This is a genomic window from Streptomyces bluensis, assembly GCF_014650715.1.
Taxonomy (GTDB): domain Bacteria; phylum Actinomycetota; class Actinomycetes; order Streptomycetales; family Streptomycetaceae; genus Streptomyces; species Streptomyces bluensis.
Map to the genome: position 1 here is coordinate 312,557 of NZ_BMVM01000002.1, position 16,690 is coordinate 329,246.

16 protein-coding genes and 1 riboswitch are annotated in these 16,690 nt (G+C 72.6%); of the genes, 7 read left to right on the forward strand and 9 right to left on the reverse strand.

All coding sequences use genetic code 11. The annotated features are described in order from the left end of the window. Positions 1–125 precede the first annotated feature (125 nt). The 3 genes from IE262_RS06575 to IE262_RS06585 all read right to left on the reverse strand — a co-directional run bounded on the left by IE262_RS06575 (position 126) and on the right by IE262_RS06585 (position 2,459). A complete protein-coding gene (locus IE262_RS06575; RefSeq protein ID WP_131569623.1) occupies positions 126–515 on the reverse strand; it encodes an SCO2097 family morphological protein in 390 nt (129 codons plus the stop codon). A gap of 277 nt (positions 516–792) precedes the next feature. Further along, complete coding sequence (locus tag IE262_RS06580) at positions 793–1,629, reverse strand: class I SAM-dependent methyltransferase (RefSeq protein ID WP_134032523.1); 837 nt, start codon at positions 1,627–1,629, stop codon at positions 793–795. A 221-nt stretch (positions 1,630–1,850) separates the two neighbouring features. Further along, entirely contained in the window at positions 1,851–2,459 is a 609-nt protein-coding gene (locus IE262_RS06585; protein ID WP_229877132.1) for an SAV_6107 family HEPN domain-containing protein, read from the reverse strand. 160 nt (positions 2,460–2,619) lie between these two features. Between IE262_RS06585 and IE262_RS06590 the strand changes: the two genes are divergently transcribed. From IE262_RS06590 to IE262_RS06605, 4 genes are all read left to right on the forward strand, one after another. Further along, positions 2,620–3,429, forward strand: a complete 810-nt coding sequence (locus IE262_RS06590) for an ATP-binding cassette domain-containing protein (protein WP_373304978.1) — start codon at positions 2,620–2,622, stop codon at positions 3,427–3,429. Further along, positions 3,401–5,485 (forward strand): YhgE/Pip family protein, encoded by a 2,085-nt coding sequence (locus IE262_RS06595; RefSeq protein ID WP_189871997.1) that lies wholly within the window; start codon positions 3,401–3,403, stop codon positions 5,483–5,485. Before IE262_RS06590 ends, IE262_RS06595 begins: the two co-directional genes overlap by 29 nt. Before the next feature lie 35 nt (positions 5,486–5,520). Beyond that, positions 5,521–6,150, forward strand: coding sequence for a TetR/AcrR family transcriptional regulator (locus IE262_RS06600; RefSeq protein WP_134032514.1), 630 nt, complete (start codon positions 5,521–5,523; stop codon positions 6,148–6,150). A gap of 1,688 nt (positions 6,151–7,838) precedes the next feature. Beyond that, a complete protein-coding gene (locus IE262_RS06605) occupies positions 7,839–9,353 on the forward strand; it encodes a phytoene desaturase family protein (RefSeq protein ID WP_189871999.1) in 1,515 nt (504 codons plus the stop codon). A gap of 41 nt (positions 9,354–9,394) precedes the next feature. Here the strand turns inward: IE262_RS06605 and IE262_RS06610 are convergent, their stop codons facing one another. The 6 genes from IE262_RS06610 to IE262_RS06635 all read right to left on the reverse strand — a co-directional run bounded on the left by IE262_RS06610 (position 9,395) and on the right by IE262_RS06635 (position 14,305). Beyond that, positions 9,395–10,300 (reverse strand): SCO2102 family sporulation regulator, encoded by a 906-nt coding sequence (locus IE262_RS06610; RefSeq protein WP_189872001.1) that lies wholly within the window; start codon positions 10,298–10,300, stop codon positions 9,395–9,397. Positions 10,301–10,361: 61 nt separating this feature from the next. Beyond that, positions 10,362–11,285, reverse strand: a complete 924-nt coding sequence (gene metF / locus IE262_RS06615; RefSeq protein WP_134032509.1) for a methylenetetrahydrofolate reductase [NAD(P)H] — start codon at positions 11,283–11,285, stop codon at positions 10,362–10,364. Positions 11,286–11,402: 117 nt separating this feature from the next. Next, positions 11,403–12,050 carry a thiamine phosphate synthase gene (gene thiE / locus IE262_RS06620; protein ID WP_134032506.1) on the reverse strand — a complete coding sequence of 216 codons (648 nt, stop codon included), beginning with the start codon at positions 12,048–12,050 and terminating at the stop codon, positions 11,403–11,405. 143 nt (positions 12,051–12,193) lie between these two features. Next, positions 12,194–12,559 (reverse strand): Rv2175c family DNA-binding protein, encoded by a 366-nt coding sequence (locus IE262_RS06625; protein WP_134032503.1) that lies wholly within the window; start codon positions 12,557–12,559, stop codon positions 12,194–12,196. Positions 12,560–12,689: 130 nt separating this feature from the next. Continuing rightward, positions 12,690–13,910 (reverse strand): NAD(P)/FAD-dependent oxidoreductase, encoded by a 1,221-nt coding sequence (locus tag IE262_RS06630; protein ID WP_189872003.1) that lies wholly within the window; start codon positions 13,908–13,910, stop codon positions 12,690–12,692. Positions 13,911–13,942: 32 nt separating this feature from the next. Next, positions 13,943–14,305, reverse strand: a complete 363-nt coding sequence (locus IE262_RS06635; RefSeq protein WP_134032497.1) for an avidin-fold protein — start codon at positions 14,303–14,305, stop codon at positions 13,943–13,945. A 51-nt stretch (positions 14,306–14,356) separates the two neighbouring features. After that, positions 14,357–14,468: riboswitch (TPP riboswitch) on the forward strand. Here IE262_RS06635 and thiO point away from each other — a divergent pair. The 3 genes from thiO (at position 14,466) to IE262_RS06650 (ending at position 16,660) form a co-directional block, all read left to right on the forward strand. Next, positions 14,466–15,632, forward strand: a complete 1,167-nt coding sequence (gene thiO / locus IE262_RS06640; protein WP_134032494.1) for a glycine oxidase ThiO — start codon at positions 14,466–14,468, stop codon at positions 15,630–15,632. It overlaps the preceding riboswitch by 3 nt. Then, positions 15,629–15,862 (forward strand): sulfur carrier protein ThiS, encoded by a 234-nt coding sequence (gene thiS / locus IE262_RS06645; RefSeq protein ID WP_373304979.1) that lies wholly within the window; start codon positions 15,629–15,631, stop codon positions 15,860–15,862. The genes thiO and thiS overlap by 4 nt, the downstream gene beginning before the upstream one ends. Positions 15,863–15,865: 3 nt before the next feature. Beyond that, positions 15,866–16,660 carry a thiazole synthase gene (locus tag IE262_RS06650; protein ID WP_134032491.1) on the forward strand — a complete coding sequence of 265 codons (795 nt, stop codon included), beginning with the start codon at positions 15,866–15,868 and terminating at the stop codon, positions 16,658–16,660. Positions 16,661–16,690: the final 30 nt, after the last annotated feature.

Genomic DNA, 16,690 nt, shown 5'->3' on the forward strand with positions numbered 1-16,690 from the left:
GAGAGCGCCGACGGGAGGCAGTCGCCCGGTCCCGGGGCCCCGCTCCCGGGCGTGCAGGAGGGGTGACCGCCATATGGGTGGTCACCCCTCGGACACGTCTGTGGTGATGGGCAGAGCGGCGGAGTCTAATGGCCCTGTTCGTCGCGCCGACGCTGCCAGCGCTGCTCGATGCGGTCCATCATGGAGCGGCGCTGTCGTGGGTGTCGACGGGCGCCGGGAGCGCCGGACGGCTGCTCCCCGGGCTTGGGGGCCTTGCGCCAACCGGTGACGGCGAGCACCGCGCAGCCCAGCATGACGAGGAATCCCACCACGCTGACCCAGATCTGCTGTGCGACCATTCCGGCCATGAGGAGCGCGATACCCACCAGGAAGCCCGCGACCGCCTGGTAAACCCGTCGTCGGGTATACGTACGCAGCCCGCTTCCCTCAAGCGCTGTCGCGAACTTGGGATCTTCGGCGTACAGCGCTCGCTCCATCTGCTCGAGCATTCGCTGCTCGTGCTCCGAGAGCGGCACGGAGTCCTCCTCATCGTGCGGTCGCCGGGGCGACCCGGGGGGTCCTCTTCAGGATAGGCAGGGAATCGCCCCCGTGAAACCCGCCCCTCTACGCCAATTCGCCAACCGAAATCCGCCATGGCACTCCGATTCACTGAGGCGTACATGCCCCAGTGAACGGCCCGTCATGCCGGACGGTCTCACTCGATCATACGGCTCCGAGCGCGGGATCGGGCGGCCTGTGGCGTACTCCATCCGCCGTCGAGCCCCTGATCAGGCACGCTTCCCAGGAGGCCACTCAGGCCTCGGTGGCCACCGGCGTCTCACCGAGCACATGAAGCTGGGTCGCCACGGAGTGGAACGCGGGCAGCTCGGCGGCCGCGGCCTCCAGCTTGAGCAGCGCGTCCAGGGCGCCCGGCTCGGTGTCCACGAGCACACCGGGAACGAGGTCGGCGAAGACCCGCACGCCGTGCACCGCGGCGACCCTGAGGCCGGCGCCCTCGACGAGCTCGGTCAGTTGCCCGGCGGTGAAGCGGTGCGGGACGGGGTCGCCCTCGCCCCAGCGCCCGTTCGGGTCGTCGAGCGCGTGCCTGGCCTCCTTGAAGTGCCCGGCGAGGGCACGGGCGAGCACCGCTCCGCCCAGACCCGAGGCGAGCAGGCTGAGGACGCCCTCGGAGCGCAGCGCGGCGACCGCGTTGCCGATGCCCTCGGCGGGGTCGTCCACGTACTCCAGGACGCCGTGGCAGAGCACCGCGTCGTAGGCGCCGCGCTCGACGACGTCGAAGAGGCCGTGCGCGTCGCCCTGGACGCCTCGTACGCGGTCGGCGACGCCGGCCTCGGCGGCGCGGCGCTCCAGCGCGAACAGTGCGTTGGGGCTGGGATCGACGACGGTGACGCGGTGGCCGAGGCGGGCCACGGGCACCGCGAAGTTGCCGCTGCCGCCCCCGGTGTCCAGGACGTCGAGGCCGATGTGCGCGTCGCGGCCCGTGGCCTTGACCCGGCGGTCGAGGGCGTCCTTCAGGACGTCCCAGACCACGGCGGTCCGGAGCGAGGCGCGGGGTCGGGAGGGGTCGGAGCGTAGCGACGCCGTTTGAGGGCGGTGGTGGGAGACGGGTGGGCGCATCGGGTCCGACACGGCAGTTGACTCCTCGGCGCGGCACCGCCTGCTGTACGGCGGAGCGATGGTCTTGCCTCCGCCGGGCGGGGGTCACGGCGGAGAGTTGCGGGTACTCCCACCCTATTGCCTCCGTAGCCGTACCCGGCCGTGTGTCCCGCGCCGGGGGAGGCGGGCCCTGGGGACTGCTTCCGTGCCAGGTCACCCCAGGGGCGCGGAGTACACGGCCGGTCCCGCGGGGCTCAGCCCGCGTTCGGCACCTCCGGCCCCCCGTCCTGACCGCCCCGCCTGTCGCCATCCTGACTGTCCTGCTTGTCCTGCCTGTCCGGCCTGCCCTGCCTGTCCCGTCGGGGCTGTGGCAGGACGGGCTGGAGGACCAGCAGGCGCTCGACGAGGCGGAGGAACATCGCCACATCCCGTATCAGGTCGTCCGCGTCGCGCGCGCTCGCCGCGCCCCGGATGCCGGCCTCGGCGCGGGCGCGGCGGGCGGCTCCGGAGGCGAACAGCGCGCTCCACTCGGTGAGTTCGGGCGCGATCTCGGGAAGCACCTCCCAGGCGCTCCGGATCTTGGCGCGGCGCCGCGCGGTGGGCTCCGGGCGGCCCCGGGCGGCGAGAACGGCGGCGGCGGTGCGCAGGGCGGCCAGATGGGCCGTCGCGTACCGCTCGTTGGGAGTCTCCAGCACGGCCGCCTCGTCGAGGCCGGCGCGGGCCTGGGCGAGCAGGTCGAGGGCGGCGGGCGGGGCCGTCGCCCGGCGGAGCACGGGGTGCACGTCGCTCGCCGGGCCGGTCAGTGAGGGGGCAGGGCCGGTGGCGCGGCGCCGAGGGGCGGCGGCTGCGTGGGGGCTGGCCATGACGGACCTCCTGTCGTCTGTGTGACGGCACTGTGGCCGTATGTGCTCATCGTGAGGTATGGCACTGACAATCCGTTCTGACCTGGGATTTTGCTTCGCTCACAGGTTCGGAGTAGCTTTTGCACTGACCAGTCAGTTCAAAACGTGGGATGGGGACGACGTGAGGGGCACGGACGAGCCGGATGCGCCGCGTGAAGCGGCGGGAATCGCCGTCGGGGCAGCGGACTTCGGGCTCAGGGGGCCGCGCGGCTGGGCGTTCCGGGGAGTCGGCTTCCAGGCGGAGCCCGGCTCGCTCGTCGTGATCCAGGGACCGTCCGGGTCCGGCCGCACCTGTCTGCTGCTGGCCCTCACCGGCCGGATGAAGCCCGGCGAGGGGCACGCTGCGGTCGGCCCGCACCGGCTTCCCGGGGGCATGTCCGCGGTACGCCGGATCAGCGCGCTCGCCCACGTCCCGGGGGTCACCGAGCTGGACCCGGCCCTGACCGTCGGCGAGCACCTGCGCGAACGGGCGCTGCTGGAGCGGAGGTTCGGGGGTTCCGTGCGTGGTTCCCTACGGGAACTCGTGCGGCCGCGCGCCGAACGTGCCGCCGATGCGAAGGCCCGCATCGACGACGCGTTGTCCGCCGCCGGACTCGACCTGACGGCGCTGCCCAAGGGCGCCCGGACCGCCGTACGCGATCTGGAGCGGATTCAGGCGCTGCGGCTGTCGGTCGCCCTGGCTCTGATCGGCCGCCCCCGCCTTCTCGGCGTGGACGACACCGACCTGAAGCTCTCGGATGCCGAACGGGCCGAGGCATGGGCCCTGTTGAGATCGGTCGCCGAAACCGGGACCACGGTGGTGGCGGTGTGCAGCGAGGCACCTGAAGGCGCCGTGGTCGTGTCCACGCGGCAGCACGACAGCAACGACAGCACAGCACGGAACGATGACGAGGGGACGGCCGATGCGCTCGCCGAAGCTGGCCACGCTTGAGCTCAGGCGGTTCGGCAGGGGGAGGCTCCCGCGCGCGGCACTGGTCTCGCTGCTGTTGCTGCCGCTGCTGTACGGCGCGCTGTACCTGTGGTCGTTCTGGGACCCGTACGGCCGCCTCGACCGCGTCCCCGTGGCGCTGGTGAACGACGACAAGGGGGCGACCGCCGGCGGAGAGAAACTCACAGCGGGCGACGACATCGCCGAGAGGCTGCTCGACAGCGACGTCTTCGACTGGCGCGAGGTGAGCGCCGAGGAGGCCCGTGAGGGCGTCGAGGACGGCACGTACTACCTGTCGCTGACCATGCCGTCGGACTTCAGCGAGCGGATCGCGTCCAGTTCCGGGGACTCCCCCGAGACGGGCACCCTCCAGGTGCGTACGAACGACGCGAACAACTACGTCGTCGGGCAGATCTCCAGGACGGTGTTCTCGGAGGTGCGCACGGCCGCGTCCACGAAGGCGTCGCGGTCCTTCCTGGACCGGATCTTCGTCTCGTTCTCCGGCATTCACGCCGAGACGGAGAAGGCCGCGAAGGGCGCCGACGACCTCAGGGACGGCATCGGGAGGGCCGAGAAGGGCTCCGAGGACCTCGCGGACGGCCTGAGGAAGGCCAAGGAGGGCAGCGGCGCGCTGTCAAGCGGCCTGAGCAGGCTGGACCGCGGTGCCGACGCCCTGGAGCAGGGTTCCCGGCAGGTCGCGGACGGCACCCGGGCACTCGCCGGGAAGGTGAGCGGGGCCGCGGACCAGGTACGGCCGTTCCTGAAGGACGACGGTCGCACGATCGCCTCCACCGCCACCCTGGTGGCCGACTCGGCGGGCGTGATCCGCGGTCATCTCGACGCCTTCGTGAAGACGGCCCCGGCCGCGGAGAGCGGCACCCGTACGGCGTCCGAGACGCTGAACGGTGTCTACGCGAGGCGCTGCGAGAAGCAACTCGTGCCCGATCCGGCCTGCGGCGACCTGAAGAAGGCCAAGGACGCGGCCTCCGACGCGGCACGGCTCGCCGCGGACGTCAACGCGGTGGTGCGGGACTACGACGGCGACATGAAGGCCCTCGACAAGGACCTGGCGACCCTCCAACGACAGGCCAGGGCCCTCGCCGAGGCGGCGCCCCGCCTCTCCGAGAACCTCGACGACGCCGTCTCCAAGGTGAACGCCCTCAGCGAGGGCGCCGCGAAGGTCGCCAGGGGCGCGCGGGCGCTGCACACCGGCCTCGGTACGGCGCAGACGGGCGCGGCGGACCTGGACACGGGCCTCGGTGAGCTGTCGTCGGGCGCGATCGATCTCAAGGGCGGCATGTACCGGCTGGCCGACGGCTCCGGGAAGCTCGCCGGTGGGCTGCGCGACGGGGCGGAGCGGATCCCCGACTACGACCGGCAGGACCGTGACCAGCACACCCGGGTGATGGCCGACCCGGTGCAGCTGGCCTCCAGGGACCTGCACAAGGCGCCCAACTACGGCACCGGCTTCGCCCCGTACTTCATCCCGCTGTCCCTGTGGGTGGGCGCGATGGTGGCGTACATGCTGATCCAGCCGCTCAACCGGCGTGCGCTGGCCGCGGGCGCCTCGGCGTGGCGGATCGCGCTGGCGGGCTGGCTGCCGGTGGCCGCCCTGGGGGTGCTGCAGACGGCCGCCCTCATGGCGGTGCTCCGCTGGGCCGTCGGCCTTGAGCCCACGCGGGCGGCCGGCACGGTGGGCTTCCTGTTCCTGGTGACGGCGTGCTTCGCGGCGATCGTGCAGTGGCTGAACGCACGTTTCGGAGCGGCGGGCCGGATCCTCGTCCTGGCCGTCCTGATGCTGCAGCTGACGTCGGCGGGCGGCACGTATCCCGTGCAGACCAGCCCGGACTTCTTCAACGCGATCCATCCCTTCCTGCCGATGAGCTATGTCGTGGAGGCGCTCAGGAGGCTCGTCACCGGCGGCGATCTGTCCCCGGTCTGGCAGGCGTGCGGCGTCCTCGCGGCCTTCACCGCGGGCGCCCTTGCGCTGACCGCCGTGTCGGCCCGCCGCAGGCAGGTGTGGACCCTCGACCGGTTGCACCCGGGCTTGAGTCTGTGACCGCGCGGGGCACCGGCTGCTGTGAGAATCGGGGCATGGAAAGCAGCACCGTCACGGGCGGCGGCAGCAGCCGTCGTGCCGCGACCCGGCAGAAGCTCTACGAGGCGGCCGTCACCCTGATCGCGGAACAGGGGTTCTCCGCCACCACGGTGGACGAGATCGCCGAGCGGGCCGGGGTCGCGAAGGGCACCGTCTATTACAACTTCGCCAGTAAATCGGTCCTCTTCGAGGAGTTGCTGCGGCACGGAGTGGGACTCCTCACCGCCTCCCTACGGGAGGCGGCGGAGAAGACGGCGAAGGACGGCGGGCGGACGGTCGACGCGCTCGACTCGATGATCCGCGCTGGGCTCGTCTTCATCGAACGCTATCCGGCGTTCACGCAGCTGTACGTGGCCGAGTTGTGGCGCACCAACCGGGCCTGGCAGTCCACGCTGATGGTCGTCCGGCAGGAGGCGGTCGCCGTCGTCGAGGGCGTGCTGCGGGAGGGTGTGGAGCGCGGTGAGCTGAGCGACGAGCTCGACGTTCCGCTGACCGCGGCCGCGTTGGTGGGCATGGTTCTGGTGGCCGCGCTGGACTGGCAGTCGTTCCAGCCGGAGCGTTCCCTGGACGATGTCCACTCGGCGCTGTCCCGGCTCCTCCAGGGGCGGGTGAGCGGGAGGCGGTAGCCACTCACGCTGGTACCGGGTACCGGGTACCGGGTTCCGGGTTCCGGGTTCCGGGTTGCTGGTATCTGGTACCGACGAAAGCGCCGGTCCGCTGTGACCCGCGTCCCCCGCGGGCCACCTCGAACCGGCGCTTCGCCGTACCCCCGTACCCCCGTACTCCCCCGTACCCCCGTACCCCCGTGTTTCCCCCGTACGGTCGCCCCGGGATTCCCCCCGTGCCTCGCTCCCGCCGAACGGTGGTGGCTCATCGGCGGAAGGAGCGGTCAAGGGCGGGAGCCGTTCCGCCGCCCCGTGTCGGCGGTGCCGGATCCGCGCCCCTTTCCGTGTCTCCACTCTCTCGTTCACGCAGGTCGGGGCCCATCCGTGCGCGTACTCAACTCATCGGCTAGGTACGGATACTCAGCCCTCCGCGCTCATCCTCAGAACGCACCGTTGCCGACTGGTGACGATCGCGTCCGCGTCCGTACTCTGCGGGCCGGGGGACTTGGATCTCGCCCCCGCCGCCCCTACCCGTCCCATCCCTGGGGGCCGCCGCCCCCAGACCCCCAGGTGGCGTGATGGGGTGGGTGGTTGTGAGCGGGTGGGCGGGGGTTCATTCGGCTGACGGCCTCGTCCTCAAACGCCGGACAGGCTGGCGGCACCCAGCCTCAGCTGAAAGCCCCAAGCCGCAAGATCCCGCCCTCAACCGGCAAAGCACCGTCCCCGCCCGCACAATCCAGCCACTCCGGCGTTCGAGTACCGGGGGCCGACGGGCGGCCCCCGAAACGGGAAGCAAGGCATTGCCCCGACGAGGGGCCGAGCCCCGAGGCGGTCCGGGCGCAGCCCGGAGACGAGCACCAGGCCCAACCTCGAAGCACGGGCCAACCACAGCCCCCAAGAGGCAGCCAAGGCCAAGCCCCGAGGCGACTCCGGGCGCAGCGCCGAGGCAGGTTCGAGGCGCAGCCCCGACCGAGGCAGGTTCTGGCGGATCCCCGAGGCCGACGCCAGGCCCAAGCCCGAAGCACAGGCCAGGCCCCAACCCCCAAGAAGCCGACCAGGGCCAAGCCCCCAGGCAGGTCCGGGCGCAGCCCCGAGGCGCCTCCGGGTGCAGCCCCCGCCGAGGCAGGATCGGCGCAGCCCCGACCGAGGCAGGTTCTGGCGGATCCCCGAGGCCGACGCCAGGTCCAAGCCCGAAGCACAGGCCCAGCGCGAACGCCCAAGTAGCCGACCAGGGCCAAGCCCCCAGGCAGGTCCGGGCGCAGCCCCGAGGCGCCTCCGGGCGCAGCCCCCGCCGAGGCAGGATCGGCGCAGCCCCGACCGAGGCAGGTTCTGGCGGATCCCCGAGGCCGACGCCAGGTCCAAGCCCGAAGCACAGGCCCAGCGCGAACGCCCAAGTAGCCGACCAGGGCCAAGCCCCCAGGCAGGTCCGGGCGCAGCCCCGAGGCGCCTCCGGGCGCAGCCCTCGCCGAGGCAGGTTCGGGCGCAGCCCCGACCGAGGCAAGTTCGGGCGGATCCCCGAGGTCGGCGCCAGGCTCGTGCGCGCAGCGTGGGCCGGGGCCGGGGTCCGCGGTGCTGGGGGTTTCAGGGGGCGTGGCCTCCCGGCGGGGGCGAAGGGGCGGGGCCCCTGGGGAGGGGATGGGTAGGGGCGGCGGGGGCGGGATCCCAGGGCGGCCGGGCGTGTGTCGGTGGTGGCCGATAAAGTCGCCGGCATGGGACGGATCGTGGTGATCGGCGCCGGCATGGGCGCGATGGCGGCCGCCGCCCGGCTGGCCATCGCGGGCCACCGGGTGACGGTCTACGAGCGGACGGAAACGTACGGCGGCGCCGTGGCCCGGTACGAGCGGGACGGCTTCGCCTTCGACACCGGCCCCGGCCTCCTGCCGCTCCCCGCTGTCTACCGCGACCTGTTCCTCAAGACGGGCAAGCAGCCCCTTGAGGAATGCGTGGACCTCGTCCAGGTCGACCCGGCGTCGCGGCACGTGTTCCCGGACGGCACGGACGTCCTGCTGCCCAACGCCTCACGCGCCGGCACGGTCAGCGCGCTGAACACGGCCCTCGGATCGGGCGCGGGCGACCGCTGGGGTGACTTCCTGGTGCGGGCACGCGAGGCCTGGGACCGGACGCGCCGTCCCCTCCTGGAGGAGCCCCTCTGGTCGGACTGGCAGGTGCTCGGCGAGCGCGAGCCGTACCCCGCGGTGCCCCACAGGCGCCTGCTGCGCACCCGCCGGGCGAGCACTCTGGACGAGGTCGCCGCCTGGGAGCTGCGCGATCCCCGGCTCATCGCCCTGCTGGACGGCCACGCGCTCGCGCATGGTCTGGATCCCCGGACCGCCCCGGCGAGCGCGGCCGTGCTGCCGTACATGGAGCACGCCTTCGGCACCTGGTATGTGCGGGGCGGGATACGGGAGTTGGCGCGCGCGGTGTACGAACGGTGCCTGGCGCGCCGGGTGGAGTTCGTCTTCGGCGCCGAGGTCACCGGGATCGTCGAGAAGGACGGCCGGGCGGCCGGCCTGGAACTCGCCGACGGGACGGTCACCGAGGCGGACCACGTGGTCGCGGGAGTCGACCCGGTGCGGCTGCGCGGCCTGACCGGGCATGTGCTCCAGGACGACGGGGACGTCCGCCCCGACCGGGTGTCGCCGTGCCCCGGGCGGTTCACAGTGCTGCTGGCCCTGCGCGGGCGTCGCGAGACCGGTGCCGCGCATCGCACGGTCGTGCACGCACCGGACCGCACGGCCGAGTTGGACCACCTCAGCCGCCCCACCGGCGCCGCCAAGCCGGCGGGTCCCACGGTGACCGTCCTGCGTCCGGACGACCCGGCTCTGTGCCCGGACGACGCGCACGAGTCCGTGGTCCTGTCGGCGGCGGCACCGGCCGGAGCCGGCTGGGCGTCGGGCGACACGGCCGAGCGGTTCGCGGACCTTCTCGTCGCCGCCGCCGAGGCCGCCGTGCCCCGGCTGCGCGAGCGTCTCCTGTGGCGCGAGGTCCGCACCCCGGGCCACAGCGCCCAGGAGACCGGCGTCGAGAGCGGTGCCGTACCCCCGCCGGCGCTGGCCGCGGGTGAGGGCCGTTTCCTGCACCCGGCCAACACGACGCGCTTCCCCGGGCTCTACCTGGTCGGCGGCTGGGCGCACCCCGGCGGTGGTCTGCCGCACGCGGGCATGTCGGGCGCCTTGGTCGCGGGTCTGATCGTGGAGGGACAGGACTTCCGGGGTTCCCAGTAGCGCCGACCGAAGTGCCGGTGCCGCCGATGCTGCCGGTGCCGCTAGTACCTGTACCGCTGCTCGTCGTATCCGTTCTGGCCCCCGCCGTTCCCCTGGCCGTTGCCCTGGACGTTCCCCTGGTACGGATAGGGCTGCTCCGGCGGGAGTTCGCCGCCGAGCGGGTCGTCGGTGGTGCGCTGCTGCGGGACCCACACGCCGCCCGGCGGGGTCTCGCCGTATCCGCCGGTGGCGTACTGGTCCTGGCCGTAGCCCTGCTGGCCGTACGCCTGCTGGCCGTCATAGCCGCCGCCGTAGGACTGTGCGCCGTTGTACGGGTCGGAGTAGGCGGCGTACTGCTGCTGCGCCGGGTCGTAGCCGTACTGCTGCTGGTCGTAGCCCGAGTAGCCCTCGTACCCGAAGGCCTGGTCCTGGGACTGGGGCTGTGACTGGGCCTGAGCGGCGGCCGCGTAGGCGGTTTCGCTGTAGACGCCGTAGGTGCCGGTCTCGTCGGGCAGGGGCTGCGGCGAGTAGACGGTGCTCTCGACCGGGGTCTCGGGCCGCTGGGGGCGGGCGAAGACATCGTCGTCGCCGTCGGGCTCGTCGTCCTGGCGGTACGTTCCGGCAGTTGTCGCCCGGAGGTCGGAGACCTCCAGGTCGGGCTCTTCGGGCTCCGGTTCGCGGCGACGGCGCTTGCTGCCGCCGCCGTCCTCATCCGGGCGCTTGAAGGCCCAGCCGGCCACGAAGCCGCGGCGGAAGGACAGCGTGACGAACGTCTGCCCGACCGCGAAGGCAGCGGCGCCGAGGCCGATGACCACGACGTTGGCCATCAGGACGCCGAGGACGACACCGAGGAAGCCCGCGAACGCGAGCAGCCGCCAACGCAGCCGTGCCTTGTACTGCAGCAGCACCTCGCCGAGCAGCCACAGCGCGACGATGCCGAACGCGATGTAGAGGATCGTCCAGCCCATGTACGCCACTCTCCCTGCGGCCGTGGCCGCTCTGCCCTTTACGTCGTACGCGGCTCAGGTCTCAGGCCTGCGGTGGATGGTGCAGACCCAGATTCTCGTAGATTTCCAGCGTCGCGGTCGAGTTGTTGAGCGTGATGAAGTGCAGTCCGGGGACTCCCTCGTCCAGCAGCCTCGCGCAGAACTCCGTTGCGAACTCGATGCCAATGGAGCGTACAGCCGCCGGATCGTCTTTGGCTGTGAGGATCCGCTCTTTCAGGGCGACCGGGAACGAAGCGTTGCTGAGCTGCGGCAACCGTTCCAGCATCTTCACACTAGTGACCGGCATGACTTCGGGGATCACCGGGGTCGTACAGCCGGCCGCGGCGACACGGTCACGCAGCCGCAGATACGACTCGGGGTGGAAGAACATCTGCGTGATCGCGTAGTCGGCACCGGCCCGGCACTTGTCGACGAAGTGGCCGACGTCGGTGTGCCAGTCCGCGGACCGCGGGTGCATCTCCGGGAAGGCCGCGACGCCCACGCAGAAGTCTCCCGACTCCTTGATGAGCCGGACGAGCTCCGCCGCGTACGTCAGTCCCTGCGGGTGCGGCACCCACTCGCCCATGGGGTCGCCCGGCGGGTCGCCGCGCACCGCGAGCATGTTGCGGATACCGGCGTCGGCGTACTGGCCGATGATGTTGCGCAGTTCGGCTATGGAGTGGTTGACGGCGGTGAGGTGGGCGACGGGGGTGAGCGTGGTGTCGGAGGCGATCTGCTCGGTCGCCTTCACGGTGCCGGAACGGGTGGAACCGCCCGCCCCGTACGTCACGGAGACGAAGCTGGGGGCGACCGCCTCGACCCTGCGGAGGGCGTTCCACAGGTTGCGCTCGCCCTTCTCGGTCTTGGGAGCCCAGAACTCGAAGGAGTACGTGGTCTTGCCGTCGGCGAGCATGTCACGCACGGTAGCCGCGCGGTCTGTCCTGGTGGACGCGGTTCCTAGGGCCATACCGGCAGGTTAGCCAGGCCGGGCCGGTCCCCCAACCAGAGCAGGGATTTTCGCCCCGTTTCGTCCACTCGCTGTCCAGTCCTCGGACAGTGGGCCGACAGCCAGTGCCTTTGGGGGCTACGCCGCGCGCAGCCGCTTGGCGAACTCGGCCGCCGCCGCTCCGGGGTCGTCGGCCTCCGTGATCGCGCGGACGACGACGACGCGGCGGGCGCCCGCGTCGAGGACCTCGTCGAGGTTGCCGAGGTCGATGCCGCCGATGGCGAACCAGGGACGGTCGGTGGCGAGGCCCGCCGTGTACCGGACCAGGCCGAGGCCGGGGGCGGGGCGGCCGGGCTTGGTGGGAGTGGGCCAGCAGGGGCCGGTACAGAAGTAGTCCACGCCGTCCTGGACGGCGGCAGCGGCGGCCTCCGCCTCGGCGTGGGTGGAGCGGCCGATGAGGACGTCGTCGCCGAGGACGGCGCGGGCCGCCGGGACCGGGAGATCCCCCTGGCCCAGGTGCAGCACGTCGGAGCGGACGGCGTGGGCGACGTCCGCCCGGTCGTTCACGGCGAGGAGCCTGCTGTGGCGCCGGCAGGCGTCGGCGAACACCTGGAGGTGCTCCAGCTCCTCCGCGGCCTCCATGCCCTTGTCACGCAGCTGCACGATGTCGACGCCGCCGGCCAGGACCGCGTCCAGGAACTCCGGCAGGTCGCCCTGGCGCCTGCGGGCGTCCGTGCAGAGGTAGACGCGGGCGTCGGCGAGTTGTCGGCGGGCGGTGTCGGGCACGGTGAGGCTCCCCCGTTGTCGATGGCGTACGGCGTACGGCCTGCGGCCATGTGTCGGTGGCGTACGGGACACGGCTGGGCGGGACCCGGCCGTGTCCCGTACGCCGGACGGCGCATGTGGGTGGTGGGTTGGGGCGACGAGCGTCAGACGGCGAGCGCCTGGGCGCGGCGCTTGACCTCCGTGCCGCGATTCTCGCTCAGGGCCTGGGCCGGGGTGCCCGGCAGGCTCGGGTCGGGGGTGAAGAGCCACTCCAGCATCTCTTCCACCGTGAAGCCGTCGTCCCTCAGGAGCGTCAAGGTGCCGGACAGGCCCTTGACGACCTTGTCCCCGTCGATGAAGGCTGCGGGGACGTGCAGCGCGCGATTCTCGCCCCGGCGTACGGCGATGAGCTGGCCCTCCTTGACCAGCTGCCGCACGCGGGTCACCTCGACGTCGAGCATCTCGGCGATGTCGGGGAGGGTCAGCCACGCGGGGACGAGAGCATCGATCTTTGCGTCAATCTCGGTCACGCCATCAAGACTGCCATCCCGGACTGACAGTCGGTAGCCGAGCCACCTCCGGCGCGGGCCTTGAGTGGGCCGACCGGGGGGGTGGGCGACGCCGCGGGGGCCGTTCCTCCTGGCACTCGGAGCCGCCCGGCTACGCCGTCGCGTTCTTCAGCGGGCGCGAGGGGTCCGCCAGCAGCTCCGGGTCCATGGCCGTGCCCGCCTCGATCAGCCGCCGGCCCTGCGCCAGGTCCCTGGGGCGGCCCACCGCGAGGAGGGCGACCAGGCGCCCCTCACGCAGCCAGCACACCGACCAGGCGGCACCCGTGGGGTCGCCGCGCCACACGGTCGTGTCGGCGGAGGCGTGGTGGCCGGCGTACTGGACGAAGCGGCCGAACTGTTCCGACCAGAAGTACGGGACCGGATCGTAGGGCTCCGGGGATTCGCCGATGATGTTGGCGGCCACGGTGCGCGGGCCCTGGAGGGCGTTGTCCCAGTGATGGACGAGGAGGCGTTCGCCGTACCTTCCCGAAGGGAAGGACGCGCAGTCGCCGACGGCGTGGACGTCCGGCGCCGAGGTGCGCAGGTGGTCGTCGGCCACCACCTCGCCGTAGGTGCCGAGCTCGATGCCCGAGTCCTTCAGCCACGCCGTCGCCGGGCGTGCCCCGATGCCCACGACCACCGCGCCCGCCGACACGCGCGAGCCGTCGTCCAGGACCACCGTCCCGTCCTCGACGCGCTCCACGCGCGCGTGGGTGCGCAGGACCGCCCCGCTGTTGGCGTACCAGGCGGCCATGGGGGCGGCCACCTCGGCGGGCAGGGCCCCGGCCAGCGGGCGGTCGGCGGCCTCGACGACGGTCACCGCGCAGCCCGCCTCGCGCGCGGCGGTGGCGAATTCCGCCCCGATCCAGCCGGCCCCCACGACCACGATGTCGTGCTGCCGGGCCAGGACGGGCCGCAGGCGCTCCGCGTCGTCCAGGGTGCGCAGCAGGTGCACGCCGGGCACGCCCTCGGCGCCCGGCAGCCGGATCGGTTCCGCACCGGTCGCGAGGACGAGGACGTCGTATGGGACCGGGCCCGTCGCCGTGTCGAGTTCGTGGTCCCCCGGGCGCACGCCGAGCACCTCGCGGCCGAGCTGGAGCTCGATGCCGAGTGCCTCGAAGTCGACGTCGAAGGCGGATCCCTCGGCCTTGCCGAGCAGGACGGCCTTGGACAGCGGCGGCCTGTCGTAGGGCTGGTGCGGCTCCGCGCCGATCAACGTGACGGGGCCGCTGAAGCCCTTCTCCCGCAGGACGACCGCGGTCTGCACCCCGGCCATGCCCGCACCCACGACGACGACCCGCCGGGTCCCTCGTGTCTCGGTCTGCTCGCTCACCTGATCACCATAGACACCTGACAATTCGTCAGTCAGCGGCCGGGCTCCGTGACCTGTTCCACAACGCTGGTTCCGCTGCCCGGCTGCGACTCCCACTCCCAGGTCTCCGCCAGGCGCACACGCCCGTCGGGGAGCTCGGTCACGAGGGAGACGCAGTGCCCTGACGACGTCGTGCCGTCCCGCTTCAGTTGCACGTACCGGAAGTCCAGCCGGTCACCGTCCCGCGTACCCACGAGGTGGCCCCGTACGACATCGCCGCCCGCGTACTCGGCCCAGATCTCGCCGTCCTTCTCGTGGTAGGTGAACCGGGTGCGGGTGCCCACCTGACCTGGGGCCTGGTCCGCGACGGGGGCGAGGACGAGGCCGTCGAGAGATCGGTGGGGTGGGCGGGTCATGAGCGGAGGCTCCCTTACTGGGGCGGACGGCACGGGCTAGGGTGGCCAACGTAGAGCACTCGCGGGAGCCCGGACGCACCGGGCTGAGAGGGAGGCTGGCGGCCTCCGACCGTACGAACCTGATCCGGGTCATGCCGGCGAAGGGAGGGGCTGGACGCCCATGTCGCGTACACGTACAGCAGACGTCCTCGTCGTGGGGGGCGGCGTCATCGGGCTCGTGACGGCGTGGCGGGCCGCGCAACGCGGGTTCGCCACGGCGGTCGTGGACCCCGAGCCGGGCGGCGGGGCCGCGCGCGTGGCGGCCGGGATGCTCGCCGCGGTGACCGAGTTGCACTACGGGGAGCAGACGCTGCTGGGCCTCAACCTGGCGTCCGCGCGCCGCTACCCGGATTTCGCGGCCGAGCTGACCGAGGTGACGGGCCTGGACCTCGGCTACCGCCGGTGCGGCACGATCGCGGTCGCGCTCGACGCCGACGACCGCGCGCACCTGCGTGAACTGCACGCGCTGCAACGGCAGTCGGGGCTGGAGTCGGAGTGGCTGAGCGGACGGGACTGCCGCCGGCTGGAGCCGATGCTCGCGCCGGGCGTACGCGGCGGACTGCGCGTCGACGGTGATCACCAGATCGACCCGAGGCGGCTCGCCAGGGCGCTTGTCGCGGCCTGCGAGCGCGCCGGGGTGGTCTTCCATCGGATGTGGGCCGAGAGGCTGTCAGTCGTCCGGGAGCGGGCTGCCGGGATCAGGGCCGCCGACGGCACCGACCTCGCCGCGGGGCGGGTCGTCCTCGCCGCGGGCAGCCTGAGCGGGCGGCTGGCGGGCGTCCCGGACGACGCCCTGCCGCCCGTACGGCCCGTGAAGGGGCAGGTGCTGCGGCTGACCGTGCCGAAGCGGTACGCGCCCTTCCTGAACCGGACCGTGCGCGCCGTGGTCCGCGGCAGCCACGTCTACCTGGTGCCCCGCGAGAACGGTGAGCTGGTCGTGGGCGCGACCAGCGAGGAACTCGGCTGGGACACCACGGTCACCGCGGGCGGGGTGTACGAACTGCTCCGCGACGCCCACGAACTGGTCCCCGGGATCACCGAACTGCCGCTCACCGAGACGCGCGCGGGACTGCGCCCCGGCTCTCCCGACAACGCGCCCCTGCTCGGCCCGACCGCGTGCGAGGGGCTGCTCCTCGCGACCGGCCACTACCGCAACGGCGTGCTCCTCACCCCCGTCACCGGTGACGTCATGGCGCATGTGCTCACCACGGGTGAACTCCCCGAGGAAGCACGTGACTTCACGCCCCGGCGCTTCAGTGCCGCCGCGATCGAGGAGCAGCCGGCATGAACGACCTCGGCTCCGGCGACCCGACCGGCGTGCACGTCTTCGTCAACGGGGAGCGGCAGCGGATCGCCGCCGGCACCGCTCTCGACACCCTCGTGAAATCCCTCACCGCGGCCCCGTCGGGCGTCGCCGCCGCGCTCAACGAAACCGTCGTCCCCCGCGCGCAGTGGCCGTCCACTCCCCTCTCCGAGGGGGACCGCGTCGAAGTCCTCACCGCCGTCCAAGGAGGCTGACCCATGGCCGACGACCCCTTCGTCCTCGGCGGTACGACGTACTCGTCCCGCCTCATCATGGGCACGGGCGGCGCGCCGAGCCTCGATGTCCTGGAGCGCGCGCTCGTGGCGTCCGGCACGGAGCTGACGACGGTCGCGATGCGCCGTGTGAGCCCCGAGGCGCACGGCTCGGTGCTGTCCGTGCTGCGCAGGCTGGGCATCGGCGTCCTGCCCAACACGGCGGGCTGTTTCACCGCGGGCGAGGCCGTGCTGACCGCCCGGCTCGCGCGCGAGGCGCTCGGCACCGACCTGGTGAAGCTGGAGGTCATCGCCGACGAGCGCACCCTGCTGCCCGACCCGATCGAGCTGCTGGACGCCGCCGAGACCCTGGTCGACGACGGTTTCACGGTGCTGCCGTACACCAACGACGACCCGGTGCTGGCGCGGAAGCTCCAGGACGTGGGCTGTGCCGCGATCATGCCGCTGGGCTCGCCGATCGGCTCCGGGCTCGGCATCCGCAACCCGCACAACTTCCAGCTGATCGTGGAGCACGCGCGCGTGCCGGTGATTCTGGACGCGGGAGCGGGCACGGCGTCCGACGCCGCGCTCGCCATGGAACTGGGGTGCGCGGGTGTGATGCTCGCCTCAGCGGTGACCCGGGCCCAGGAACCGGTGCTCATGGCCCAGGGGATGCGGCACGCGGTGGAGGCCGGCCGGCTCGCGTACCGTGCGGGACGCATTCCGCGGCGTCATTTCGCGGAGGCGTCGTCGCCGACGGAGGGCCGCGCGCGACTCGACCCCGAGCGCCCCGCGTTCTGACCCGGTTCCGGCTCCTGGCGCCCCCAGGGC